This window comes from Mycobacterium sp. (assembly GCF_025965855.1).
GTDB lineage: Bacteria > Actinomycetota > Actinomycetes > Mycobacteriales > Mycobacteriaceae > Mycobacterium.
In genome coordinates this window covers 38880-62154 of sequence record NZ_JAOPWB010000079.1, presented here as the reverse complement: position 1 = coordinate 62154, position 23275 = coordinate 38880, and the positions used below count along the sequence as shown (strand labels likewise).

Genomic DNA, 23275 nt, shown 5'->3' with positions numbered 1-23275 from the left:
CCGTCATCTGGGCGCTGCCTGACGGGCACACCTACGTCACCACCCCCGCCAGCGCACTGCTGTTCCCCTCGCTCTGTGCGCCCACCGGCGAGGTGCCCAGGCCCGCGAGCACCGACACCGAGCGCTGCGCCGAGCGCACCGCCATGATGCCCAAACGCCGCCGCACCCGCACCCAAGAGCGCGCGTACCGCGTGGCGACCGAACGCCGACACAACCGCGACGCCCGCCTGGCCCGAAAATCCGAAAGCCACGACTACTTCGGACCCGCCCCACCCCCCAACGACGACGACGAACCGCCGCCGTTTTAAGGGCGGTCCGGACGCCGGCAATTTACCGGGTGAATACCGCCCAGCCCGTTAACGTTTCGCAGTCGGGGATTTGGGCTGTCAGAGTTAGCCAAGGGATCTAGACTGAGATCCCTTTGATGCTGCCTTGCAGCCCGGTCGGATGAGGTTTGTCATGAATGTGCGCGGGCGGAGTCCACGTCTGAAGGCGGCTATCGCCTGCGCAGGGGCAGTACTCATAGTGGCGGGCTGCACCACTTTCATCGACGGGCGCGCCCTGTCCATGCTCAATGACCCCTTCCGGGTGGGCGGTATTCCGGCGACCAACGGCCCCAGCGGGATCCGCTCGAACGCGCCGAGCCCTACCGGCACGGTGGTGAACACCGACAACGGGCCGATCGACAAGTTGTCCCTGCTCTCGATCAACGACATCGAGGACTACTGGAAATCGGTGTACAGCCAATCGCTGAAAGGGACTTTCGTTCCGGTCGCCAAGATGGTGTCCTACGACTCCGACAATCCGAACAGTCCGATCGTTTGCCATAACGACACCTACAAGCTCGTCAACGCCTTCTTCACCTCGCGCTGCAACCTGATCGCCTGGGATCGCGGGGTGTTCATGGCCGTGGCACAACGCTATTTCGGTGACATGTCCGTTAACGGTGTGTTGGCGCACGAATTCGGGCACGCCCTGCAGCAGATGGCGAAACTGGTGACCAGAACAGACCCGACCATCGTTCGCGAACAGCAGGCCGATTGCTTCGCGGGTGTGTATCTGTTTTGGGTGGCCGACGGCAAGTCGCCGCGGTTCACGCTGAGCACCGCCGACGGGCTCGACCACGTGCTGGCCGGAATCATCACCACCCGCGACCCGGTCATGGACGCCGACACCACGAACGACGACGAACACGGGTCGGCCCTGGACCGGATCAGCGCCTTCCAGATGGGCTTCATCAACGGCGCCTCGGCGTGCGCGGGGATCAACAAGCAGGAAATCGACCAGCGCCGCGGTGACCTGCCGACCACACTTCGGACCGATAACACCGGGGATCCGGAGACCGGGGAGGTCCCGATCAACGAGGACACGTTGTCGACGCTGATGGAGCTCCTGGGAAAGATCTTCTCCCCGAAGAATCCACCGACGCTGTCCTATACGCCGGCCGATTGCCCGGACGCGAAAGCCAGCCCGCCGGCGTCCTACTGTCCGGCAACCAACACGATCGTCATCGACCTCCCGGGCCTGGCGAAGGCGGGTAAGGTCGCCGCCGAAAACGAGCACACGCTGCCCCAAGGTGACGACACCGCGCTGTCGATGGTGATGTCGAGGTACGCGTTGGCGGTGCAGCACGAACGTGGCCTGGCGATGCAGAGCCCCTGGACCGCGCTGCGCACCGCGTGCCTGACCGGTGTCGTGCACCGAAAGATGGCAGAACCGATCGAGCTGCCGTCCCAGAAGCAGCTCATCCTGACCGCCGGCGATCTCGACGAAGCCGTCTCCGGCCTGCTCATCAACCACCTGGTCGCCAGCGACGCCGACGGCACCAGCGTGCCGGCCGGTTTCACGCGGATCGCCGCCTTCCGCGGCGGCGTGACCGGCAACATGGACGCCTGCTATTCGCGCTATCCCGGATAGCGCTCACTCTCAGGCAATTTCGGCGAGCTTGGGAATCACCTCATCTCCGAGCCGGCGGATGAAGCCGACGGGATCGGGGTTTCCGGGCAGCGGGCCGACATTGATCATCTCAACACCCAGCTCGGCGTAGCGTTCCACGGTCTTCAGGTACTCGTCGGTGTCCTCGAACGGGTCGACCACCAAAAGGCCGCCAAAAGTCTTGCGGATCTCACCGGGATCCCGGCCCACGGTCTCGCAGTGTCGGTTGAGCACGTCGATCTTGTGCTTGAGGTCCTCGGCATTGCTCGTCGTGCTGTTCCAAACATCGGCGTACTGCGCGACCAGCCGCAGCGTCTTCTTCTCGCCGTCGCCGCCGATCAGGATTGGGGGACGCCGGATCGGTTGCGGCACACAGATTGTCTCGGCCAGCCGGTAGTGCTTGCCGTCGTAGGGCCCGTCGTCGTCGCTCCACATCTGCCGGCAGATCTGCAACGTCTCTTCGAGCATCTCGAAGCGCTCGCGCAGCGGCGGATACGGAACGCCTAGGGCGACGTGTTCGCGTTCGTACCACGCGGCGCCGAGGCCCAGCATCGACCGGCCCTGCGACAGCACGTCCAGCGTGGTGACCGTCTTGGCCAGCACGCCGGGATATCGGTAGGTGACGCCGGTAACCAGTAAGGTGAGGTCGATCGTGGTAGTCTGCGCCGCCAGGAAGCCCAACGACGTGTAGCCCTCGAGGAACGGATCCTCAGCCCGCCCAAAGTTTTCCATCTGGAAGAAATGGTCGGCCAGGGTGAACATCGTCGCGCCGGCGTGCTCGGCGGCCTTGGCCGCGTCGGCCAGCGTCGGGCCCAGCCTCGCCGGATCCCCCGGTAGAAAATCGATGAAATGTACGCCTAATTCCATTGCAGTAGCCCTCTTTCGTCATTCGGTTAGACGCTCGAGCAGCGACAACGCATCGAGGATGACGCGGCGTTCCCGTTCGGAATACCGCTCCTGGATGGCGCGCGCCAGCCACTCCTCCCGCACCTGGCGATCGCTCTCGGCGCGCCGTCGGCCTTCGATGGTCAACGAAACCACTTGGCGGCGACCATCTTCGGGATCGGGAGTGCGTTCGACGAGCCCGCGTTGTTCGAGCGCGGCCACGATCGTGGCCATCGACTGCGGTCGCACCCGTTCGGCACCGGCCAGCGCGCTGGCCGACGACGCTCCCTCTTTCCAGAGCCGGGTGAGCACCGCGGTCTGGGACGGCGTCAGGTCGTCGTCGACCCCGAGACTCCTCAACCGGCGTCGCAGCCGGCTGAACAGCACCCGCAGGTCGCGGGCGGCCGCCACGGCGGAGCCACCGATGCCGTCCATGACCCCACCCTAAACTAGACAGCTAAAACTGTCCAGTTTTAACTGGGTAAATAGCGGGCCATCCTCACGCCATGCAGACGTCGGCGAAAAGCAGGACCGGCCACGACACGATCGAGCCCAGGAAGGACACCGCCAGGTCGACCCCGTGCATCTGATGCAGATGCTCGGTGTGGGTCGTCGACCAGACGGTTCCCACCAGTAGGTACGGGGTGCCGAGGATTGGCCCGATGGCCATCAGCTGGGCGACGCTGAGCCGGAATTCGAGCGCTCGGCGAAGTTTTTCCCACATGTGCGGTCCCTCGGGTTTATGTGGCTCGCGGTCGTTGGAGACGAACAAGCCGCAACGCCGCCTCGACCGCGAGCGCGGGCATGTCGAGACTCTTCGAGCGCAGGTCGTGGCGCGCGCCGGTGATCTCGACGACCTCGGTCGGTGCGGCGATCAGCGCGGCGGCGTCGCGCAACTCGCCCGGCGTCCCGAACGGATCCGACGTTCCGTGGGTGAACACGGTGGGCAGCCGGATGTCGGGAAGGTGCTCGGTGCGGGCGCGCTCCGGCTTGCCCGGGGGGTGGACCGGGTAGGAGAACAGCGTCAGCACGTCCACCGAAACCCCGCCCGCGGCCACGACCATGGATGTCTGCCGGCCGCCGTAGGAATGACCGCCGGCGATCAGCGGGCCGCCGGAAAGGCCGCGGCACAACGTGATTGCCTCGACGATACCCTCGCGGTCGCCGGCCGCCGAGCCGGACGGCGGGCCCTTCGGCCTGCGCCGGCGATACGGCAGGTTGTAGCGCACCGCGAGCCAGCCGCGCTGCGCCCACTCGTCGCAAACCTGTTGCAACAGGAGCGATTCGCGGTCGCCGCCGGCGCCGTGGGTGAGGACCACCACGCCCGACGCCGTGCCAGACGGTTGGTGCGCGACGCCCGCGATCTGCTCGAGGTTCACGACAACCGAAACAGGGGGGAGACGGGCCCGTGGCCGCCGCCCAACGGATAGGCGGCGCGCAGGGATTCGGTGACCCAGCGCTTCCCGAACCCGACCGCTTCGGGCACGCTGAAGCCGTGCGCCAGCGCGCAGGCGACCGCGGTTGCGAGCGTGTCACCGCCGCCGTGGTCGTTGCCGGTGGGCAACCGCTGCGAGTCGAACTCGTGGAAGTCGGCGCCGTCATAGAGCAAGTCGCAGCTTCGATCCGACGACCGCAGGTGTCCGCCCTTGACCAGCACCCAGCGCGGGCCCAGCGCGTGCAGCGCCTTGGCCGCCGCGCGCTGGGATGTCGAGTCGATGACCTCTATATCTACCAGTAGGCGCACCTCGTCGAGGTTCGGTGTCACCAGCGTCGCCAACGGAAACAGTTGGTCGCGAAGCGAATCCAGGGCCGACGACGCAAGCAGGGCGTCGCCGTGCATCGATGCGCACACCGGGTCGACGACGAGCGGAACCGTCAAACCGAGCCGGCGCCAGGTGGCGGCCACCGCGGCGATGATGGCCGACGACGCCAGCATCCCGGTCTTGGCGGCCTGGATGCCGATATCGGTGACCACGGCCTCGATCTGATCGGAGACGACGTCGTCGGGAACCTCGTGAAAGCTCTTGACGCCCAACGTGTTCTGGACGGTGACCGCGGTGACCGCGACGCAGGCGTGCACGCCCAGCAGCGCCATGGTGCGCATGTCGGCCTGGATGCCCGCGCCGCCGCCCGAGTCCGATCCGGCGATGGTCAGCACGCGCAGCGGCGTGGTGCCCGGCGGCGGCAGCGGCAGGAAATTCACTGCGTGATCGGCAGGTACACCCGGTTGCCGTGCTCGGCGAACTCGCGCGACTTCTCGACCATGCCCTCGCTCATCATGGCCTCGATGTCCTCTTCGGTCTCGAGCCCGTGTTTGGCGGCAAAGTCGCGCACGTCCTGGGTGATGCGCATCGAGCAGAACTTCGGCCCGCACATCGAGCAGAAATGCGCGGTCTTGGCCGGTTCGGCCGGCAGCGTCTCGTCGTGGAATTCCTTTGCGGTGTCGGGGTCCAACGACAGCGCGAACTGATCGTTCCAGCGGAACTCGAAGCGCGCCGTGCTCAACGCGTCGTCGCGCTCCTGGGCGCGGGGGTGCCCCTTGGCCAGATCGGCCGAGTGGGCGGCGATCTTGTAAGCGATCACCCCGTCCTTGACGTCCTTGCGGTCCGGCAACCCGAGGTGCTCCTTCGGGGTCACGTAGCACAACATCGCGGTACCGGCCTGGGCGATGATCGCCGCGCCGATCGCCGACGTGATGTGGTCGTAGGCCGGCGCGATGTCGGTGGCCAGCGGCCCCAGCGTGTAGAACGGGGCCTCCTCACACAGCTCCTCTTCCAGCCGCACGTTCTCGACGATCTTGTGCATCGGGATGTGCCCCGGCCCTTCGATCATCACTTGTGCGCCATGGGCTTTCGCGATCTTGGTCAGCTCGCCCAGGGTGCGCAGCTCGGCGAACTGGGCGGCGTCGTTGGCGTCGGCGATCGAGCCCGGCCGCAGCCCGTCGCCGAGCGAGAACGTGACGTCGTAGCGCGCGAAGATGTCGCAGAGCTCCGCAAAGTTGGTGTAGAGGAACGACTCCCGGTGGTGAGCCAGGCACCAGGCCGCCATGATCGACCCGCCGCGGGACACGATCCCGGTGACCCGCTTGGCGGTCAGCGGGACATACCGCAGCAGCACGCCGGCGTGCACCGTCATGTAGTCCACACCCTGCTCGCACTGCTCGATCACGGTGTCGCGGTAGATCTCCCAGGTGAGCTCGGTCGGATCGCCGTTGACCTTTTCCAGCGCCTGGTAGATCGGCACGGTGCCGACCGGCACCGGCGAGTTGCGCAGGATCCACTCGCGGGTCTCGTGGATGTTCTTGCCGGTGGACAAGTCCATGATGGTGTCGGCGCCCCAGCGGGTGGCCCACACCATCTTGTCGACCTCTTCGGCGATCGACGACGTCACCGCCGAGTTGCCGATGTTGGCGTTGACCTTGACCGCGAACGCCTTGCCGATGATCATCGGCTCGCTCTCGGGATGGTTGTAGTTGGCCGGGATCACCGCGCGGCCGCGGGCGACCTCGTCGCGTACCAGTTCGGCGGGCACGCCCTCGCGGGCGGCGATGAACGCCATCTCGGCGGTGATCTCACCGGCGCGGGCCCGCTGCAGCTGGGTGCCGCGGTCGCGGACCACGCCGTGCCGCGCCGGCAGTCCGGCCGCCAGATCGATCGGCGCGTCCTGATCGGTGTAGGGCCCGGAGGTGTCATAAAGATCGAAGTGATCCCCGGTCGACAGGTTGACCCGCCGGAAGGGAACGCGCGCGCCGGGCACCCCCTCCAGCTCGCGATAGGCCTTGCTGCTGCCGGCGATCGGTCCAGTCGTGACGGACGGCTCAACGGTGACGGTCATTCTCATCTCCCTACGCCGGCATTACCCGGTCAGGTTCGTACGGTCGACGGCCCCGAGCCGTCCTCTCAGCGCATTCGGCGTGCGCTCCCGCGTCTTATGGATGGGTCCGCACGCGACGTTACCCCCAACGACGGTAGCCGGGGAGACCACCCGGATGGGAGGATGCAAACGTGCAACCCGCCGAGAGCCCAGCGCAGCCGACCAGCGCGACGGAGGCTGCAGCCAGGTACTTGAACGTCGGCACCTTCCGCTTCTGGTTTGTCGGTCAACGCTGGGAATGGTCCGACGAGGTGGCCAGGATGCACGGCTACGAACCGGGGTCCGTGGTGCCGACGACGAAACTGCTGCTGTCGCACAAGCATCCCGACGACCGCGCCCACGTCCAGGATCTGCTGGATTACGCCCTGCAATCTGAGGAGTCGTTTTCGAGTCGTCACCGGTTTCTGGACACCGCCGGCAACGTGCACGACGCGATCGTGGTGGCCGACCGCATGCTGGACGACTCCGGCACGGTGGTGGGCACCGCCGGTTACTACATCGACCTCACAAACACCTTCGACGAGACCCGGCAGGAAGTGCTCGACGAAGCCCTGCCGGACCTATTCGAGAACCGCGCGGCCATCGAACAGGCCAAGGGCGTGCTGATGTACGTCTATCGGGTCAGCGCGGAGCAGGCCTTCCGCGTCTTGCAATGGCGCTCCCAAGAGACAAACGTGAAGCTGCGCGCGCTGGCGAAACAATTGCTCGCCGAGGTCATGAACCTGCCCTCGCCGGCGGCCGCCGCCCAGAGTCAGTTCGATCATTTGTTGCTGACGGTGCACGAACGGATTCCTCCCGAGCCTTCCGCGTAATCGCTAGGCTTCGAAACATTCTCTCCCGGGCATGCTGCCTATCCGGGCACGGCAGCTTCGTCTAGCGAAGGAATTCGGCTTGTTCAAGGCGATGAAAGGCATGGAATTGTTGGCGGTTGACCATGAGGCACGAGAGGACGCTGTCCTCGTTCGGGTAAAAGGCGATGTCGATTCGAGCACCGTCGGCCAGCTCACCCCCCACCTCGCCGCCGCGCTGCAGGTGGCCGCGAAGCACCCGGCCCGGCTGGTGATCGTGGATCTGCAACCGGTGACCTTCTTCGGAAGCGCGGCGTTGAACGCGGTGCTCGATTGCCACGAGGGAGGGAAAGAAGCCGGCACATCGGTGCGACTGGTGGCGGACAACGACCTGGTCCTCCGACCGATCCAGGTGACCGAGCTGGATCGCATCCTCGAGGTCTACCCGACGCTTTCCGATGCGCTGCAACGCGACCGGGGGCGATGAACCCGCTGCCGGCCGCAGTTCGAGCACGCCGCGAGCGGCTAGACCTCTTCCATCGCATCGCCGAGCTCCTCGAGGAGCCGGTTGTGGTGGTTGCTCGCCAACACGTGTCCGGCGGCGATGACCAGGGCGACGGGCCAGTCGATGAGTTCGAACGCCGCCAGGGCGGCCAGACCGCCGTAGTAGGCCAGTTGCTCCGGCCGCGGAATCTCCACCTGCCCCACCACCGGCACGTTCACCACGAAGGTTTCGCCCTCGCGGATCTTCTGCACCGCTTCGCCCTGGGGTGTGCCCCTGCGCGACTTCTTTTCCGCCATCATTTGCCTTTCAGTAACGAAGGGTTTGCCGCCCGGCCGGGTCGTCAGGTCAACGTCGGACTTATGTCGACGACCGACTCTGTGGCCGATCCGCTCGTTTCGTCGATCGCTTTGGTGCTGAAGGTGCCCCTGGTAGAACTTTATGCGCTGCTCTGGCGCGTCGGGGTGGTTGAGATTCGGCACTCCGATCGGACGCTTCACCGTTCGTCACGGCCACATCAGGCCCGGGGGGCAGCGTGTCCGGCCGGTGCGGCGTGCCCCAATCTTCCGAAACCCGGTTCAGAACGGCTATCGCGATGGTCGCCCCCGCGGCGGCCCCCAGAGCCTGTCCCCAGCCGACCGGACCAAGCGGTGTGCAGCCGAGCAATTGGCTGACGACCGGGATGCTGATCAGCGTTCCCATCGCGCCGAGCGAGCCCACCGCCGTGAGCACCACCAGCGGGGCGTGAGAGTCCAGCAGCGTCTGGCCCAATTCGGCGCCCACCAGCGCGACCAGCGCCACGGTGGAGGCCCGCTGCGGGCGCCCGGTGACGCTTGCCATCGCCCACGCCGCCGTCGTCGCGGCGGCCGTGGTGACGCCGCGGATGGCCACCGCGCGCCACAACGCGGGCTGGTCCGGGCCGCGGATGCCCGGGTCGAAGGCGCCGCTGGGCTCGCTGACCGCCAGGGCCGCGGCGGGCAGCGCATCGGTCATCATGTTCACCAGGAGCAGCTGGCGGGTGTTCAGCGGCGACGTGCCGGTGATCGCGCTGCCGATGACGGCGAACAGCACCTCGCCGGCGTTGCCGCCGAGCAGTACGGACACCGCCGCCTGCACGCGCCGCCAGAGCTGGCGGCCTTCCTCGATGGCCGGGACCAGCGCCTCGATGCGGGCGTCCACCAGCACCACGTCGGCCGCCATGTGGGCCGGGTCGCTGCCCCCCGCCACCACGCCGATACCGACCGTGGCGGCCCGGATGGCGGCGGCGTCGTTGGAGCCGTCGCCGACCATCGCGCACAGCACGCCGGCACCCTCCAGCGTCTGGACGACCTGCACTTTGTTCTCGGGCGTCATCCGCGCGAAGATCACCCGCTCGGTCACGACGCGCTCTTGGTCCTTGCGCGACAGCGAGTCCCACTCCGAACCGCTGATCACCTGTTCGTCGGTCACCGACAGGCCCAGCTCCCTGGCGATGGCCAACGCGGTGATGGGGTGGTCGCCGGTGATCAGCTTCACGCCCACCGCCTGCCGACGCAGGTTCGCGAGCAGGCCGACGGCCTCGGCGCGCGGCGTGTCGGACAGGCCGAGGAACCCGGTCAGCGTCAGCCCGTCGCGGCAGAACTCCGCGATGTCGTCCGGGTCCTCCTCGATCGCCCCGGCCTGTTGCGATGTCAGCCGGCGCTGCGCCACCGCGATCACACGTAGCCCGCCGGCGGCCAGTTCGGCGACCGTTCGCTGGATCTTCGGGCCGGCGTTCTCGCAGGCGGCCAGCACCACTTCGGGCGCACCCTTGACGGTCAGCTCCGTGCCGGTGACCGAGGCGGAGAACGACCTGCCGGAGCGGAAGGGAAGGTGAGCCTCCGGTCCAGTAGGTTTCGCGTGCGGCGCGGAGCCGTTCAGCGATCGGGCGGCCGCCTCGAGGATGGCGGCGTCGGTGGCGTGCGCCTGCGGGCCGCCGTTGGCCGCCGGGGTGGCGTGCGCCGCGTGGCGCAGTACGTCCTCGGGCGAGTGCCGCGGCGCCGGGCGGACCTCAGCCACCCGCAGCCGGTTCTCGCTCAGCGTCCCCGTTTTGTCGAAGCAGACCACGTCGATGCGGCCGAGCGCCTCCACCGAACGCGGAACGCGGACGAGCGCGCCGTACTTGGTCAGCCGTCGCGCGGACGCCGACTGCGCCAGCGTCGCCACCAACGGCATCCCCTCGGGGACGGCGGCGACGGCGATGGCGATGCCGCTGGCCACCGCCTGGCGCAAGCCCGTCCCGCGCAACAGCCCGAGCCCGCCCACCAGCGCGCCGCCGGTCAAGCTGACGGGGAAAGCCCGATTGGTGAGCTGGCTGAGCTGGTGCTGCAGGCCGACGTCGGATGACATGTCGGCGGACACCAGCTCGGCGGCCCGCCGTTCCTGGGTGTCGGCCCCGACCGCGGTCACCACGGCGACCGCGGTGCCCGCCACGACGGTGGTCCCGGCGTACAGCATGCAGCGACGCTCCGCGAGTTCTGCGCCCGGCGTGGCGTCGACCTGCTTCTCCACCGACAGCGACTCGCCGGTGAGGCTCGACTCGTCGACCTCGACGTCGACCTCCTCGACGATCCGGGCGTCGGCCGGCACCACCTCGTGCGTCCGGATTTCGATGACGTCGCCGGGCCGCAATTGCGCCGCGATGGCGTCGGTGTACGTCCGCTCCCCGTCCGGACCGGTGTCGACCCTCCTGGCCGGCGGGATCTGCTGCTCGAGGAGGCGGTTGAGGCGGTTCTCGGCGCGCAGCCGCTGGCTGGCCGCCAGGATGGAGTTCCCGGTCAAGACCGAAAACACCAAGACGGCGTCGACGGGGGACCCGAGCACCGCGCTGGCCGCCGACCCGAGCGCCAGCACCGGGGTCAGCGGGTCGGTCAGCTCGGCGCGGACGGCCTTGAGGAGCTGCCACAACGCGTTCGGGTTGGTCTCGGGCAGCTGCGCCTGTGCGGCCGACTCGGCCCGCTCCCGGTGGGGCGGCGGCAGGGCCCTGCGGACCTGGTCGACCGACATCGCGTGCCATTCCTGGACGGGCGCCGACCGCGGTGCGTCCGCGGTCATGATCCCGCGTGCCAGCAGGTAACCGGAGAGCGCGCCCGCCGCCGCTCCGGTGGTCACCGGTCCGGGGCCGAGGCCGCGGATGCCCGGGATCATCAGCAGCGATCCCATGGCCGTCGCGCCGGCCGCTATCCCGACCCCGCGCTGGCTGGCGGCCTTGGCCGCCGGAAGCGCGTGCAGCACCCGCCAGGCGGCGGCGAGGTCGGGCAGCAGCAGATCGGCGTACCAGGGCGGCGGGCCGGCGTCGGGCGGTGGCAGCACGCCCAGCGCCACGTCCGCGGACGAAAGCGCTTGTGCGCCAGACGATGACAGCACGGCGACCGTGCGGCCCGTTTGTTGCAGGTCCGCCACGGCGTGGGCGAGGGCGTCGTCGATCGAGGCGTTGGACGTGCCCTCTACAGGCCTCAAGTCGTCGAACGCCGGCCGCAGCTCGCCCAGCGAATCCAGGTCGACCGATACCAGATCCGATCCCGTGCGATGCGCCTCGGCAACCAGGACCGACGCCAATGGATCGTGGGAGGGGCGGAAAAGCGCCTCGACCGCCGAATGCGGCTCGCTGGCCGACATCCCGGGCACCCGGTGCCAGCCCGGGCGTTGGCCGTTGTTCTGCAGCACCAGCTGGGCGCGGTTCCACGCCGCCGACAGCTCCCGCTCGCCGGCGCCGCGGATGCGCGCCACCCGCATGCCGGTGGTGCACAACACCCGTGGGTCGATGACGATCGTGTCGACGCGGTCGAGGCGGCGCAGCGCGTCCGGCCGCAGCGACAGGACGGCGTGCCGGTCGGCCAATCCGCGTCCGAGGGCGGCGGCGAACGCCTCCGGCGTGGTGCGGCTGGCCTTGGGGGCGGTCACCAGCACCGCGGTGGCGGCCATGTTCAGGTTGCGGGTGGTGGCGCCGACCAGCCCGGCGCTGAGCGCCTGGACCAGCGCGAAGCGGCCGGCGTTACGTTCCACCGGTCTGGCGCGCGGCGGCCTCGGCGACGACGCGTCGGCGGGCGGTTGGTCGGCGTGCCGGGCCAGCTCGGGTTCGTGGTGGCGCCAGGCCCGCGCCTCGGCGCGGCATTCCGCGGCTTTCAGCGACTGCATCAGCAGACCCACCGACAGCGACGCCGGGGCGAGGGTGACGGTCTCCGCGGCCGTCATGGCCAGCGTCAGCACGGTGTCCGTCGCGGGACCGCCGATGCGGTCCTCGACCTGCCGGCGCAGCCAGGGTTGGTAGTCCACCGCCACCACGCCCGCCTGGATACCGATCGGCAACCGCGGCCAGTGCAGCGCCCGGCCGGCCAACGCGACGCCCAGCCCGGCCGCGTTGGCGGCCACGGTCACGGCCCGGGTCGCCGCCACCACGCCGTCGCCGGGCAAAGCCGTCGCGGCCGCCTTGTTGGTTGAGCGGCAACGCCTTTCGGCGTCGTCGACAACGTCGCACAGGTCGCGCAGCGAGGTGTCCGGATCGCCGATGGTCACGACCACACGCGACAGGGGGTGGTTCAGGCTGGCCGACGTGACGCCGGGGTGGGCCTGGATGCCGTCGAGCACGGCCTGGCCCAGTTCGCTTAGTTCATCCGAGCTCGCCTCGTCAAGGCCGCGCACCTCGATCCAGGCGCGGCTCTCGCCGCGCCAGCAGCGCCGGCTCAGCGTTTCGTGGGGAAGATCGCCGGTGAGCGCCCTGGCGCCTTCGCGCAGCGGAATCGCCGCGATGTGCAAGACCTCTTGGGTCAGCGCAGTGAGAGCCCGCAGCGGCGTTAATCGTGGTAGCGACGTGACAATGCTCAAAGGCTGCTCGAACGGCTCTTAATTGGTGCTGCGCAACTCGGCGGCGCCGGCGCGGCGCCCGGCCGCCTTCTTGGCCGCCGACTTGCCGGCGGCCTTCTGCGGCACCGCCTTCTTCGGCGGCGGCGCGGTAGGCACCGGCTTGAGGTTCGCCTTCGCCGCTGCGGCGTTCTGCGGCTTGCGATTCATCCTGTGCAGCAGCAGCGCTCCGCCGCCGACGGCCAGCAGCACCGGCCACTCGACCAGTCCGGCGACGCCAATCGCACCCAACGCCAACGCGGCCGCCGGCGTCGAGTGACTGCCGCTGTTGACTCCGCGCTTGATGCCCTCAGCGGCTCCCGTGACGCCGCCGACGATTCCATTGACCGCGGCGCCACCCACTGCGCCCGCGGCCGCCGTGCTCGCGTCCGCCGCACGACCCACCGTTTTGCCCACGCTGCGTACTGCCCCACCGACGACACCCATGATTACTCCCTGGTATCTCATCGCTCTCACTGGAGAACCGCGTGGCAACCCGTATACCCGTTGAACGCGAGGTTAACAGCAACAACGAAATTGTTCTCTGCATCTATAAGGCGAAAGCCTGCCACGTTACAAACGCGCGTACAACGAGCAACTTCTTAAACCGGGCTCACATCGAGTTTAAACCTGGCTCACATCGACCAGCACGGGCGCGTGATCGCTCGGCGCCTTGCCCTTGCGTTCGTCGCGGACGATCTGCGCGCCCGTTACGCGGCCGGCCAAAGCCGGTGAGGCGAGGATGAAGTCGATGCGCATGCCCTGTCTCTTCGGGAACCGCAGCTGGGTGTAGTCCCAGTAGGTGTAGACGCCGGGGCCCGGGGCGAAATGCCTTACCACGTCAGCGAATTGCGCGTCGACGATGGCATCGAACGCGCGGCGCTCCGGCTCGGAGACGTGCGTGGCGCCGGCGTAGTATTCGGTGCTCCACACGTCGTCGTCCGTCGGGGCGATGTTCCAGTCGCCCACCAGCGCGATCGGTGCCGCGGGGTCGTCGCGCAGCCAGCCGGCCGCCGAATCCCGCAGCGCAGCAAGCCAATTCAGCTTGTAGGTGTAGTGCGGATCGCCCACGGCGCGGCCGTTGGGCACGTACAGGCTCCACACCCGCACGCCGCCGCAGGTGGCGCCCAGGGCGCGGGCTTCCGCCGTGGCGGCGATCTCGGGCTTGGACGTCCAGGTGGGCTGCCCCTCAAACCCGATCTGGACGTCTTCGAGACCCACGCGTGACGCGACGGCAACGCCGTTCCACTGGTTGAAGCCGACGTGTGCGACCTCGTAGCCGAGTTCGAAGAACGGCAGGGCGGGGAACTGGCCGTCGGCGCACTTGGTCTCCTGCATGGCCAGCACGTCGACGTCGGCGCGGGCCAGCCAGTCCAGGACGCGGTCCAGGCGCGTGCGAATCGAATTCACGTTCCAGGTGGCCAGCCGCAAGGTGCCGTCGGGCATGGCTAGACGGTATCGATCCGTCGGGCCGCGATGTAGCGGCGCCGGTGATGCGGCAGGAAGCCGAGCAAATCGGCGAGGTTGGTCGCGCCGGTGCCGCGGGCGCGCAGGTAGGCGTGGGACGCGCCGCGATCCGCGCCCCAGGCCAGCAGCGCTCGGCAGAGTGCCACCGCGGTCTGCTCCTCGGCGGCCCGGATCGACGACAGGCCCAACCAGCCAGTGCCGTCCGGTGCATTGGTCAGCGCAGCGCGCGCGACCGCCCCGCCCGGGTGGGTGCCGAACACCAGCTCGCCGTCGATGACGCCGGTGAGCGCGTCGAGGGGGACCGCGCCCCGGTAGATGCGCAGCCAGGCGTCGTCGGGCCGGGCCGACAGGGTGACGGACGGGTCGGGCTCACGCGCGTCGGGGACGTCGCGCACCAGGACTCGTTCTTCGTCGCCCGTCACCCCGCGCGGCAGCGCCAACAAGCGCTCGGGGACGGCCAGCCACGGAGTGAGGCCGCGACGTTCGTACCAGGTGACGATCGCGGGGAGCGCGCTCAGTTGAGCCGAGATATCAAGTGGCATAGCCGAATTGGCGGTCAGACCGGCCCCCTGCCCGGCCCGCAGCAGCCAGCCGTCAAGCCAGGCCCGTTCGTCGCCGGGCCAGGCCTTCGCGGCGGCCTGCTCGAGCGCCCTGATCTGGGCGGTGCGCACCGGCGCGTCGGTCAGTGCCCGCAGCGCGACGACGTCGGCGGGCGCAAACTCGACCACCGCGCCCGTTTTCGTCCGTACCCGTACCAGCGGATCGACCGCCAGCAGGTGTCCGACCGCGTCGGTCAGCGGCGGGACCGATCCTTTCGCGCGCCGGTAGCGAACCGTCACCCGCGTTCCCAGGTCCGGCCACGAAACCATCAGTGGCCGAACGGGTCCGGTCCCTCGCCCGGCAGCCACGACAGGCCCGGAACGCCCCAACCCTGTGACTTCACGGCACGTTTGGCGGCGCGCGCGTGCCGGCCGATGAGACGGTCCAGGTACAGGAAGCCGTCCAGGTGCCCGGTTTCGTGCTGCAGCATCCGCGCGAACAGGCCGGTGCCCTCGATGGTGATCTGACTGCCGTCGGCGTCGAGTCCGGTTACCCGCGCCCACTTCGCCCGGCCGGTCGGGAACGACTCGCCGGGGACCGACAGGCACCCCTCGTCGTCGTCACCAGGGTCGGGCATGGTCTCGGGAACTTCTGAAGTCTCCAGCACCGGATTGATGACCACGCCGCGGCGGCGGTCGGTCAGGCCGCGGTCCTCGGCGCAGTCGTAGACGAAGAGCCGCAGCCCGTGCCCGATCTGGTTGGCGGCGAGCCCGACGCCGTGCGCGGCGTCCATGGTGTCGTACATCGTGGCGATCAGCGCGGGCAGGTCGGCCGGCAACGAACCGTCGGCGGCGACGGCCACCGGCGTTGTCGGGGTGTGCAGGACCGGATCTCCCACGATGCGAATGGGTACCACTGCCATGGTCGGCTAGCTTAAAGCGTGTCGCGGCCGCGTTGAGCGCAGCCGGGGCAATCGCAGCGAATCGGCCGACTCGCGGGTCTGGATTACGGCTTGAGGGTTCGAAGCGTGGTTCAATATTCGCCGAAACATGCCCCGATGTAAGTCAAGTCATTCGAGCACGTTGGGAATCGCCGAAAGGGTCCAGGGGAAGCGATATGGACAGCGCCATGGCGCGGGCAAATCGATCGGGGGACGACGCTGACATCGCCGATGGGCTGACCCGCCGTGAACACGACATCCTGGCGTTCGAGCGCCAGTGGTGGAAGTACGCCGGGGTCAAGGAAGACGCCATCAAAGAGCTGTTCTCGATGTCGGCGACGCGCTACTACCAGGTGCTCAACGCGCTGGTCGATCGACCCGAGGCGCTGGCCGCCGACCCGATGCTCGTGAAGCGGCTGCGACGGCTGCGCGCCAGCCGGCAGAAGGCGCGGGCGGCGCGCCGCCTCGGCTTCGAAGTGACCTGACAGCTCGGTGGCTTTGCAGGCTCCGGTGCTTTCCTGGCTACAGTGGGCTCGATGAAAGAGCGCGTTCCGGACTCCACGGGTCTTCCCCTCCGGGCCATGGTGATGGTGCTGTTGTTCCTGGGCGTCATCTTCCTGCTGCTCGGGTGGCAGGCGCTGAGTTCCTCCGGGAAGTCCGATGACGAGTCGGCGTCGCCGGCATCCGGCGTGACCAACTCCACCAGCTCGGCGGCCGCCGCCAGCAGCGCCCCGGCGAACCAGGCCGAGGTGCGCATCTACAACATCTCGTCCAAAGAGGGCGTCGCCGCGCACACCAAGGATCAGCTGGCGACCGCCGGTTTCAAGGTGACCGACGTCGGGAACCTGTCGATGTCCGACATCACGGCCACGACGGTGTACTACACCGATGCCGACGGGGAGCACGCCACCGCGGACGCGGTGGGCCAGAAGCTGGGAGCGCCCGTCCAGCCGCGGATTCCGGCGCTGGGCGGCCAGCCGCCCGGCGTCATCGTCCTGGTGACCGGCTGAGGATCGCTGCTCCATATTCGTGGGTCGGCGGGATAGGCTTCCGCTATGCCTAAGCACCGCAATGCCGCCGCCGTGCCCGCGCTGTTCGCGACGGCCTGCGTCGCAGTGGTGGGTGCGTGCTCATCGCCCCAACACGCCTCGACGGTCCCCGGCACCACGCCCGCGGTGTGGACCGGATCGAGCGCGCCGACGGCGGGCGCGGGCACCGAGGGCGACCAGCAGCAGCCCGCGGGGCGGAGCATCACCACCCAACTGAAGGGTCCCGACGGGATTGAGGTAGCGACCGCGAAGTTCGATTTCAGCAACGGCTATGCCACGATCACGATCGCGACGAGCGGCGCCGGTCACCTCGCGCCCGGCTTCCACGGCGTACACATCCACAAGGTCGGCAAGTGCGAGGCCAATTCGACGGCCCCGACCGGCGGCGCGCCCGGCGACTTTCTGTCCGCCGGCGGGCATTTCCAGGCGCCCGGGCATTCCGCCGAGCCCGCCAGCGGCGACCTGACCTCGCTGGAGGTTCGCAAGGACGGGGTCGGGATGCTGGTGACCACCACGGACGCCTTCGCCATGGAGGACCTGCTGACCGGCGAGAAGACCGCGATCGTCATCCACGCCGGCGCCGACAACTTCGCCAACATCCCGTCGGATCGCTACAACCAGACCAACGGAACACCGGGCCCCGACCAGATCACGATGACGACCGGTGACGCCGGCAAGCGGGTGGCGTGCGGTGTCATCGGCGCCGGCTAGCAGGGCCAGAACCCGCATCGATTTCGCCCCCTCGCCGCGGCCGACCATCGGCGTGGAATGGGAGTTCGCGCTCGTCGACGCGCAGACCCGCGACCTGAGCAACGAAGCCACCGCGGTCATCGCCGAGATCGGCGAAAATCCGCGCGTGCACAAGGAATTGCTGCGCAACACCGTCGAGGTGGTCAGCGGCATCTGCGACTGCACCGGACAGGCGATGGAGGACCTGCGCGAGACCCTGCGCCCGGCCCGCCGGATCGTCCGGGATCGCGGCATGGAGCTGTTCTGCGCCGGCACCCATCCGTTCGCCCGGTGGTCGGCCCAGAAGTTGACCGACGCCCCGCGCTACGCCGAGCTGATCAAGCGCACCCAGTGGTGGGGCCGCCAGATGCTGATCTGGGGCGTGCACGTGCACGTCGGGATCTCGTCGGCGAACAAGGTGATGCCGATCATGACGTCACTGCTCAAGTACTACCCGCACCTGCTGGCGTTGTCGGCGTCGTCGCCGTGGTGGGTCGGCGAGGACACCGGATACGCCAGCAACCGCGCGATGATGTTTCAGCAGCTGCCCACGGCCGGGTTGCCGTTCCACTTTCAGCGCTGGTCGCAGTTCGAAGGCTTCGTCCACGACCAGAAGAAGACCGGCATCATCGACCATATGGACGAAATACGTTGGGACATAAGGCCTTCGCCGCACCTGGGCACGCTGGAGGTGCGGGTCTGCGACGGCGTGTCCAACCTGCGTGAGCTCGGCGCGCTGGTGGCGTTGACGCACTGCCTGGTCGTCGACCTGGACCGCAGGCTCGACGCCGGTGAGACGTTGCCCACCATGCCGCCCTGGCATGTGCAGGAAAACAAGTGGCGCGCGGCGCGATACGGCCTGGACGCGGTGATCATCCTGGACGCCGACAGCAACGAGCGGCTGGTCACCGACGACCTCACCGATGTGCTGAACCGGCTGGAGCCGGTCGCCAAGTCACTGCATTGCGCCGACGAGCTGCGCGCGGTGGCCGACATCTGCGCCGGCGGCGCCTCGTACCAGCGCCAGCGGCGGGTGGCCGAGGAACACGACGGCGACCTGCGCGCGGTCGTCGACGCGCTGGTGGCCGAGCTGGACATCTGAGTTTGAATCATGGCGGATCCCGAACGCATTGAGCTGGCGATGTTCCCGCTCGAGTCGGCGCTGCTACCCGACCAGGATCTGCCGTTGCGCATCTTCGAGCCCCGCTACGGCGCGCTGGTGCGGCGCTGCATCGACCGCGAGGAACCGTTCGGCGTCGTGCTGATCGCGCGGGGCCGCGAGGTCGGTGGCGGTGATTCGCGTTGCGATGTGGGCGTCCTGTCCAGGATCGACGAACATGCCGACCTGGGCGCCGGCCGGTACATGCTGCGCTGCCGCACCGGCGAGCGGATCCGGGTGTGCGAGTGGCTGCCCGACGACCCGTACCCGCGCGCGACGGTGACGCTCTGGCCCGACGAACCGGGCGACCCGGTGACCGACGCGCAGCTGCTCGATCTCGAGGAGCGGGTGATCGCGCTCTTCGAACGGATCGCGGAGGCCCGCGACGCCCGGCTGCCGGAGCGCGACGCGCTACTCGGCCCACGCGAGAGCGACGCCGGGCGCCGGCTTTTCGCGTTGGCGTCTCGCGTTCCGATCGGCACGGCCGACCGCTACACCGTGCTGTCGGCGTCGTCGGCCGCCGGTCGGTTCGCCGCGCTCAGCGAGGCCGTGGACGCGCTTGCCGACATGGTGGAGTTCCAGCTGTCCGAATAGGGGGCAATGCGATGAGCGCCGACGTGACGGTCGACATCAACGAGGGCGTGGCGGAGCTGACGCTGAATCGTCCCGAACATCTCAACGCCTATACCGCCGAGATGGGCGCGCTGCTGAGCCGGGCGTACCGCGACTGTGACCGTGACGACGACGTCCGCGCCATCGTGGTAACCGGTGCGGGCAGCGCCTTTTGCGTCGGAGCGGATTTCTCGGGCAACATATCGCCGTTCGACGCCCCCGCCGACGACAGCGCGTTCTCGGCGTCGCCGATCGACCCGGCCGCCTTCGAGTTGCGTAAACCGGTGATCGCCGCGCTCAACGGCCACGCAATCGGAATCGGCCTGACGATCGCCCTGCAGGCCGACATCCGCGTGATCGCCGAGGACGCCAAATACGGTGTGGTGCAAGTGCGCCGGGGCGTGATACCCGACTGCATGTCGCATTGGACGCTGGCGCATCTGGCCTCCCTGGGGGTGGCCGCCGAGGTGCTGCTCACGGGGCGCACCTTCACTGGTGCCGAGGCGGTGGCGCTCGGAATCGCCAACCGGGCGCTGCCGGCCGAGCGGGTGCTCGGGCACGCCGTGGAGATGGCCCGCGACATCGCGGCCCACGTGGCCCCGATGTCCGCGGCGCTGTGCAAGCGACTGCTGTGGGACAGCGCCATCCACAACTACACCCCGCGACAGGTCGCGTCGCTGGAAACCCAGCTGCACCACCGCGTGATGGGCACCGCCGACGCCCGCGAGGGAGTCAGCGCCTTCCTGGATCGCCGGCCGCCGCGGTTCAGCTCGCGGCTGTCGGCCGACTGGACCGCTCTGCCTGAGCCGTGAGTGTGCGTTAGTGCACTTGCCTGTGCATCCAGGGCGGAAATTCGGCCAAAATTCCGCCCCACGCGCACGCTCGAATGCCTGGGCTCACACGCTCAACAAGCAGATCTTCCACAGCGTCGGGGTCTGCTCGTCGAGTCGGTCGATCCAGTCGTCGATCCCGGTGCACCCGGTGGCGTCCACGCCGGAAAGGTCGTAGCTGGTCAGCTTGTCCAGCCACTTGGTCATCAGATCGAAGCGCTTCTTGTCGACGAGCGCGGCGGAGTACGACTTGAACGCCGTGTGTGAAGAGAACAGCGGGACAATGTCGTTGAACTCGTTGAGGGCCGTGATGCCGAGCCGGTCGGCCAGCTTGCGCAGCATCTCGATGCTTTGGTGGTGCTCCAGGAAGCGGTCGGCCATCGCTTGGCGTTGCAGCTCTTCGAGTTCGGGTCGTTCGATGCTGTGCATCCGGGTGTAGGACTGGCCGAAGAAGCCGATCGGGTCGTTCATGAATTCGTTCACCGACGGGGCCGTGGTTCCGGTGACTGTGATGGCATCCTCGATTCGCTCGCGCTCGATCACATTAGCGCCAGGATGCAGTAATACGCAAGAATGCAGTTATATGCAAAGTAATGCCGGGTTGACCTCAGACCGAATTCGCAGCTGGCGCGCTCGACGCCAGCTGCGGCCGGCCGGCGATGTTGTCTGGAACGGGCTCGGCCGGAGCGGCCGGGTTTCTGATGCCGAGGCCGCCGATGACGGCGCCGATGAAGAACAACGCCGCGCTGACCTCCAACAGCCGGGTGAAGCTGACATCGGTCAGCCTGTTGGCAGTGATCAGGCCCACGCAGGCCACGGCGATCAACGCGGAAGTCCGCCCCGTCGCGTTCTGGATCGCGGCGGCGATCCCGCCGTGCGCGGACTTGACGGCGGACAAGTTGACCGCGGTCAGCGGCGTGATGGCGAGGACCATACCGATGGCCAGCAGGATCCTGCCCGGCAACACGTCCGTGGCGACGTGGAATCCGTGTGTGGTGGGGCCGATGAGCAGCAGCCCCAACCCGGCCAGCGCCGGTCCAGCTATCAGGAAGATCCGGTGCCCGAGCCGGGCGGCCATGCCGCCGACGCCGCGGGCGAACAGGAACGACATGATGGGGCTGGGCAAGGTAGTCAGACCCGCGGCGGTGGCCGAATACCCTGCGACCTCTTGGAGGTACAGGCCGATGGCCAACGAACCCATCGTGATGCCGCCGTAGACGAACGCGGTGACCAGGTTGGCCCCAGCGAAATTGCGAGTCCTGAACAGGCTTAGCGGCACCATTGGGTGCGGCGCCCGGCGCTGCCATGCCACGAACGCGAGTAATGCCGCGACCCCCACCACCAACGCCGCTCTGACCAGGGGGTCTCCCCATCCCCGCCGGCCCTGTTCGATCAGCGCATAGACCGTGGCGGCCAGTCCGACCGACGACAGTGCGGCGCCCGCGACGTCGATGCGGGGGCGTTCGGGGGGCCCGGAAATCCGGGGCAGCCAAAACGTCAACGCGAAACCGATGGCCATCGGGATCGCCGACAACACGTAGATCCAGCGCCAGTTCAGGAAGTCCACGGCCAATCCGCCCAGCAGCGGCCCCACCGCGAAGGCGGTGCTGGTCCAGGCCGTCCATGACCCGATCGCCGCGGGCCGGTCCGCGCGGTCGAACGACGAGCTGATCAGCGCCAGCGAGCCGGGCACCAGAAACGCGCCGCCCAACCCCTGGACGAGACGCCCGGCGATCAGCATCGCCGGGGTCCCCGCAGTGGCAGCCAGCACACAGCCCGCCCCAAAGGCCGCGAGCCCGAAGCGCAGCACCGGTATGCGACCGAACAAATCGGAGATGGCACCGCCCGGCAGAACCATGGCCGCCACGGCCAGCAGATAGCCGTCGACAACCCATTGCTGCGAGCACATGCCCCCGCCAAGGTCGCGCGCCGTGGCCGGCAGCGCCAGATTCACGACGGTGCCATCGAGGAAGACCACCATCGACACCATGACCGCCACCGTGATGACCCGCGTCGTCGGCGCGACATCGCGGAATTTCACGGGTGATCCTTGTTCATAGGCTCTTCTCCTTGGACGTGTCGGATCGGATTGAGCCGGCTTCGAGCCAGGTGTTTGTTAGTAGGCAACCTGGTTACAGCTGGTGGGCGAACGCGTGATGATGCCGACGAAGTCGACAACGAACTGACGAGCCAAACGGTTCACGCGGGGGTCGTGCGGGGAATCGCCTTACGGGTCGCTGCGCTCAGGCGCGGGTGCGCCACAATGCGTTTCAACTTCCAGCCATCCAGTCCCGGCCACGACGGGCGCTGTGCTTCATCAACCGCGGCGCCACGATCCGATGCAGTGGTGCGACCATGGCCCAGACCACTCGGGCGGCGATCTTGTGACGATAATGCACGCGGGTGGTGAGTACGGCGCGGCCGTCCCGGCGTCGCAGCGTCAGCTGGCCGCGCATGAGCGGCCCGCGCGCCGCCAGCACGATCTCATCGTGATCCGAACGCGCGATCGGCCAGCCGATTATGTGATCGGGCGAGGAATACGGACCGAGGTGAAATCTCAGTATGTGGCGGTGGATCCACGACACAAGGCTTCCGCTCGCGCCCGGTTCGTCCCCCACCGCGTCGCGCAACGCCTGTTCGGCGGTACGCGAATCGCCGTGCAGGATCGGGACTTCAAAGACGTCGGTGTAATCGGCCTCGGCCTCGCCCGTGGGTGCCCGCTCGGCGAGCGCTTTAGCCGCCACACGTTTCAGCGTCCGTCGGACCGCGACGCGATGGCCGCCGGTGCCGATGACGAGCGCGCGGTAGGCCTTGCCGTGGACGCCCGGGAAAGCGGCCCAGGTCAGCGCGCGCAGCCGGGTGCCGCCCGCCGGCTCATCATCCAGCTCGAACACCCACCGGTACACGGCGAACGGGTGGCGGCCCTTCAGCGCGAACCGCTCCGGTGCGCGCGCCTCGTCCAGCACGAACCCCGTCGGCACGGTCGACGGGTCGTGCGGGTCGCGGCACATCACCCGCAGCAGCGCCGACCATGTTTCTGCGCGATTCGCAGCCACGGTTATGGCATGCTCATCGATATAGGGCAACCGTTCCATATAGAAGGAATGTA

Annotated in this window: 24 protein-coding genes, 2 pseudogenes and 1 riboswitch; of the genes and pseudogenes, 11 read left to right on the top strand and 15 right to left on the bottom strand. The window is 68.4% G+C overall.

The window, feature by feature from the left end; genetic code table 11:
• A pseudogene (locus tag JWP83_RS06075) lies at positions 1 to 308 on the top strand (hypothetical protein); the annotation flags it as partial.
• 151 nt (positions 309 to 459) lie between these two features.
• The gene (locus tag JWP83_RS06070) at positions 460 to 1917 is read left to right on the top strand and encodes a peptidase (protein ID WP_297727201.1); all 1458 of its coding nucleotides are present in this window, start codon (positions 460 to 462) and stop codon (positions 1915 to 1917) included.
• Between the two features lie 9 nt (positions 1918 to 1926).
• Here JWP83_RS06070 and JWP83_RS06065 read toward each other — a convergent pair whose 3' ends face one another.
• The 6 genes from JWP83_RS06065 to thiC all read right to left on the bottom strand — a co-directional run bounded on the left by JWP83_RS06065 (position 1927) and on the right by thiC (position 6654).
• Positions 1927 to 2802, bottom strand: a complete 876-nt coding sequence (locus tag JWP83_RS06065) for an LLM class F420-dependent oxidoreductase (protein WP_297727199.1) — start codon at positions 2800 to 2802, stop codon at positions 1927 to 1929.
• An 18-nt stretch (positions 2803 to 2820) separates the two neighbouring features.
• Positions 2821 to 3255 (bottom strand): MarR family transcriptional regulator, encoded by a 435-nt coding sequence (locus tag JWP83_RS06060; RefSeq protein ID WP_297727195.1) that lies wholly within the window; start codon positions 3253 to 3255, stop codon positions 2821 to 2823.
• A gap of 64 nt (positions 3256 to 3319) precedes the next feature.
• Positions 3320 to 3544 (bottom strand): hypothetical protein, encoded by a 225-nt coding sequence (locus JWP83_RS06055; RefSeq protein ID WP_297727192.1) that lies wholly within the window; start codon positions 3542 to 3544, stop codon positions 3320 to 3322.
• Positions 3545 to 3560: 16 nt separating this feature from the next.
• Positions 3561 to 4199, bottom strand: a complete 639-nt coding sequence (locus JWP83_RS06050; protein ID WP_297727189.1) for an alpha/beta family hydrolase — start codon at positions 4197 to 4199, stop codon at positions 3561 to 3563.
• A complete protein-coding gene (gene thiD, locus JWP83_RS06045) occupies positions 4196 to 5023 on the bottom strand; it encodes a bifunctional hydroxymethylpyrimidine kinase/phosphomethylpyrimidine kinase (RefSeq protein ID WP_297727186.1) in 828 nt (275 codons plus the stop codon). The genes JWP83_RS06050 and thiD overlap by 4 nt, the downstream gene beginning before the upstream one ends.
• Positions 5020 to 6654 (bottom strand): phosphomethylpyrimidine synthase ThiC, encoded by a 1635-nt coding sequence (gene thiC, locus JWP83_RS06040; protein ID WP_297727183.1) that lies wholly within the window; start codon positions 6652 to 6654, stop codon positions 5020 to 5022. The genes thiD and thiC overlap by 4 nt, the downstream gene beginning before the upstream one ends.
• Positions 6645 to 6755, bottom strand: a riboswitch (TPP riboswitch). Its footprint overlaps the gene before it by 10 nt.
• 69 nt (positions 6756 to 6824) lie before the next feature.
• Here thiC and JWP83_RS06035 point away from each other — a divergent pair.
• The gene (locus JWP83_RS06035) at positions 6825 to 7505 is read left to right on the top strand and encodes a PAS and ANTAR domain-containing protein (RefSeq protein ID WP_297727180.1); all 681 of its coding nucleotides are present in this window, start codon (positions 6825 to 6827) and stop codon (positions 7503 to 7505) included.
• Positions 7506 to 7605: 100 nt separating this feature from the next.
• Positions 7606 to 7968, top strand: coding sequence for an STAS domain-containing protein (locus JWP83_RS06030; RefSeq protein ID WP_297727216.1), 363 nt, complete (start codon positions 7606 to 7608; stop codon positions 7966 to 7968).
• Positions 7969 to 8006: 38 nt separating this feature from the next.
• On the opposite strand, the gene JWP83_RS06025 is transcribed toward JWP83_RS06030, so the two are convergent.
• Complete coding sequence (locus tag JWP83_RS06025) at positions 8007 to 8282, bottom strand: hypothetical protein (protein WP_297727177.1); 276 nt, start codon at positions 8280 to 8282, stop codon at positions 8007 to 8009.
• On the opposite strand from JWP83_RS06025, the pseudogene JWP83_RS31160 reads away from it, so the two are divergent.
• A pseudogene (locus tag JWP83_RS31160) lies at positions 8181 to 8420 on the top strand (hypothetical protein); the annotation flags it as partial. The gene JWP83_RS06025 and the pseudogene JWP83_RS31160 sit on opposite strands and share 102 nt — an antisense overlap.
• On the opposite strand, the gene JWP83_RS06015 reads toward JWP83_RS31160, so the two are convergent.
• The 5 genes from JWP83_RS06015 to JWP83_RS05995 form a co-directional block, all read right to left on the bottom strand.
• Positions 8344 to 12789: an HAD-IC family P-type ATPase gene (locus tag JWP83_RS06015; RefSeq protein ID WP_367185581.1), complete on the bottom strand. Its 4446-nt coding sequence runs from the start codon at positions 12787 to 12789 to the stop codon at positions 8344 to 8346. The pseudogene JWP83_RS31160 and the gene JWP83_RS06015 overlap by 77 nt on opposite strands.
• Before the next feature lie 54 nt (positions 12790 to 12843).
• Entirely contained in the window at positions 12844 to 13287 is a 444-nt protein-coding gene (locus JWP83_RS06010; protein WP_297727174.1) for a hypothetical protein, read from the bottom strand.
• Positions 13288 to 13464: 177 nt separating this feature from the next.
• Positions 13465 to 14271, bottom strand: a complete 807-nt coding sequence (locus JWP83_RS06005) for an exodeoxyribonuclease III (RefSeq protein ID WP_297727213.1) — start codon at positions 14269 to 14271, stop codon at positions 13465 to 13467.
• A 17-nt stretch (positions 14272 to 14288) separates the two neighbouring features.
• Entirely contained in the window at positions 14289 to 15176 is an 888-nt protein-coding gene (locus tag JWP83_RS06000) for a GNAT family N-acetyltransferase (protein WP_297727171.1), read from the bottom strand.
• Positions 15176 to 15769 (bottom strand): peptide deformylase, encoded by a 594-nt coding sequence (locus tag JWP83_RS05995; RefSeq protein ID WP_297727167.1) that lies wholly within the window; start codon positions 15767 to 15769, stop codon positions 15176 to 15178. The genes JWP83_RS06000 and JWP83_RS05995 overlap by 1 nt, the downstream gene beginning before the upstream one ends.
• Positions 15770 to 15963: 194 nt before the next feature.
• Here JWP83_RS05995 and JWP83_RS05990 point away from each other — a divergent pair, with 194 nt between their 5' ends.
• The 6 genes from JWP83_RS05990 to JWP83_RS05965 are packed head-to-tail and all read left to right on the top strand — an operon-like array spanning position 15964 to position 20148.
• Positions 15964 to 16272, top strand: a complete 309-nt coding sequence (locus JWP83_RS05990) for a DUF3263 domain-containing protein (RefSeq protein ID WP_066917645.1) — start codon at positions 15964 to 15966, stop codon at positions 16270 to 16272.
• A gap of 51 nt (positions 16273 to 16323) precedes the next feature.
• A complete protein-coding gene (locus JWP83_RS05985; RefSeq protein ID WP_297727157.1) occupies positions 16324 to 16797 on the top strand; it encodes a LytR C-terminal domain-containing protein in 474 nt (157 codons plus the stop codon).
• A 45-nt stretch (positions 16798 to 16842) separates the two neighbouring features.
• Positions 16843 to 17547, top strand: a complete 705-nt coding sequence (locus tag JWP83_RS05980) for a superoxide dismutase family protein (protein WP_297727154.1) — start codon at positions 16843 to 16845, stop codon at positions 17545 to 17547.
• Positions 17528 to 18667 (top strand): glutamate--cysteine ligase, encoded by a 1140-nt coding sequence (locus JWP83_RS05975; protein WP_297727210.1) that lies wholly within the window; start codon positions 17528 to 17530, stop codon positions 18665 to 18667. Before JWP83_RS05980 ends, JWP83_RS05975 begins: the two co-directional genes overlap by 20 nt.
• Positions 18668 to 18676: 9 nt before the next feature.
• Positions 18677 to 19318 (top strand): LON peptidase substrate-binding domain-containing protein, encoded by a 642-nt coding sequence (locus tag JWP83_RS05970; protein WP_297727152.1) that lies wholly within the window; start codon positions 18677 to 18679, stop codon positions 19316 to 19318.
• 11 nt (positions 19319 to 19329) lie between these two features.
• Entirely contained in the window at positions 19330 to 20148 is an 819-nt protein-coding gene (locus JWP83_RS05965) for an enoyl-CoA hydratase-related protein (RefSeq protein ID WP_297727150.1), read from the top strand.
• A gap of 84 nt (positions 20149 to 20232) precedes the next feature.
• On the opposite strand, the gene JWP83_RS05960 is transcribed toward JWP83_RS05965, so the two are convergent.
• The 3 genes from JWP83_RS05960 to JWP83_RS05950 form a co-directional block, all read right to left on the bottom strand.
• Positions 20233 to 20709, bottom strand: coding sequence for a hypothetical protein (locus JWP83_RS05960; RefSeq protein WP_297727146.1), 477 nt, complete (start codon positions 20707 to 20709; stop codon positions 20233 to 20235).
• Between the two features lie 64 nt (positions 20710 to 20773).
• Positions 20774 to 22207: an MFS transporter gene (locus JWP83_RS05955; protein ID WP_297727142.1), complete on the bottom strand. Its 1434-nt coding sequence runs from the start codon at positions 22205 to 22207 to the stop codon at positions 20774 to 20776.
• A 229-nt stretch (positions 22208 to 22436) separates the two neighbouring features.
• Entirely contained in the window at positions 22437 to 23261 is an 825-nt protein-coding gene (locus tag JWP83_RS05950; RefSeq protein WP_367185580.1) for a hypothetical protein, read from the bottom strand.
• Positions 23262 to 23275: the final 14 nt, after the last annotated feature.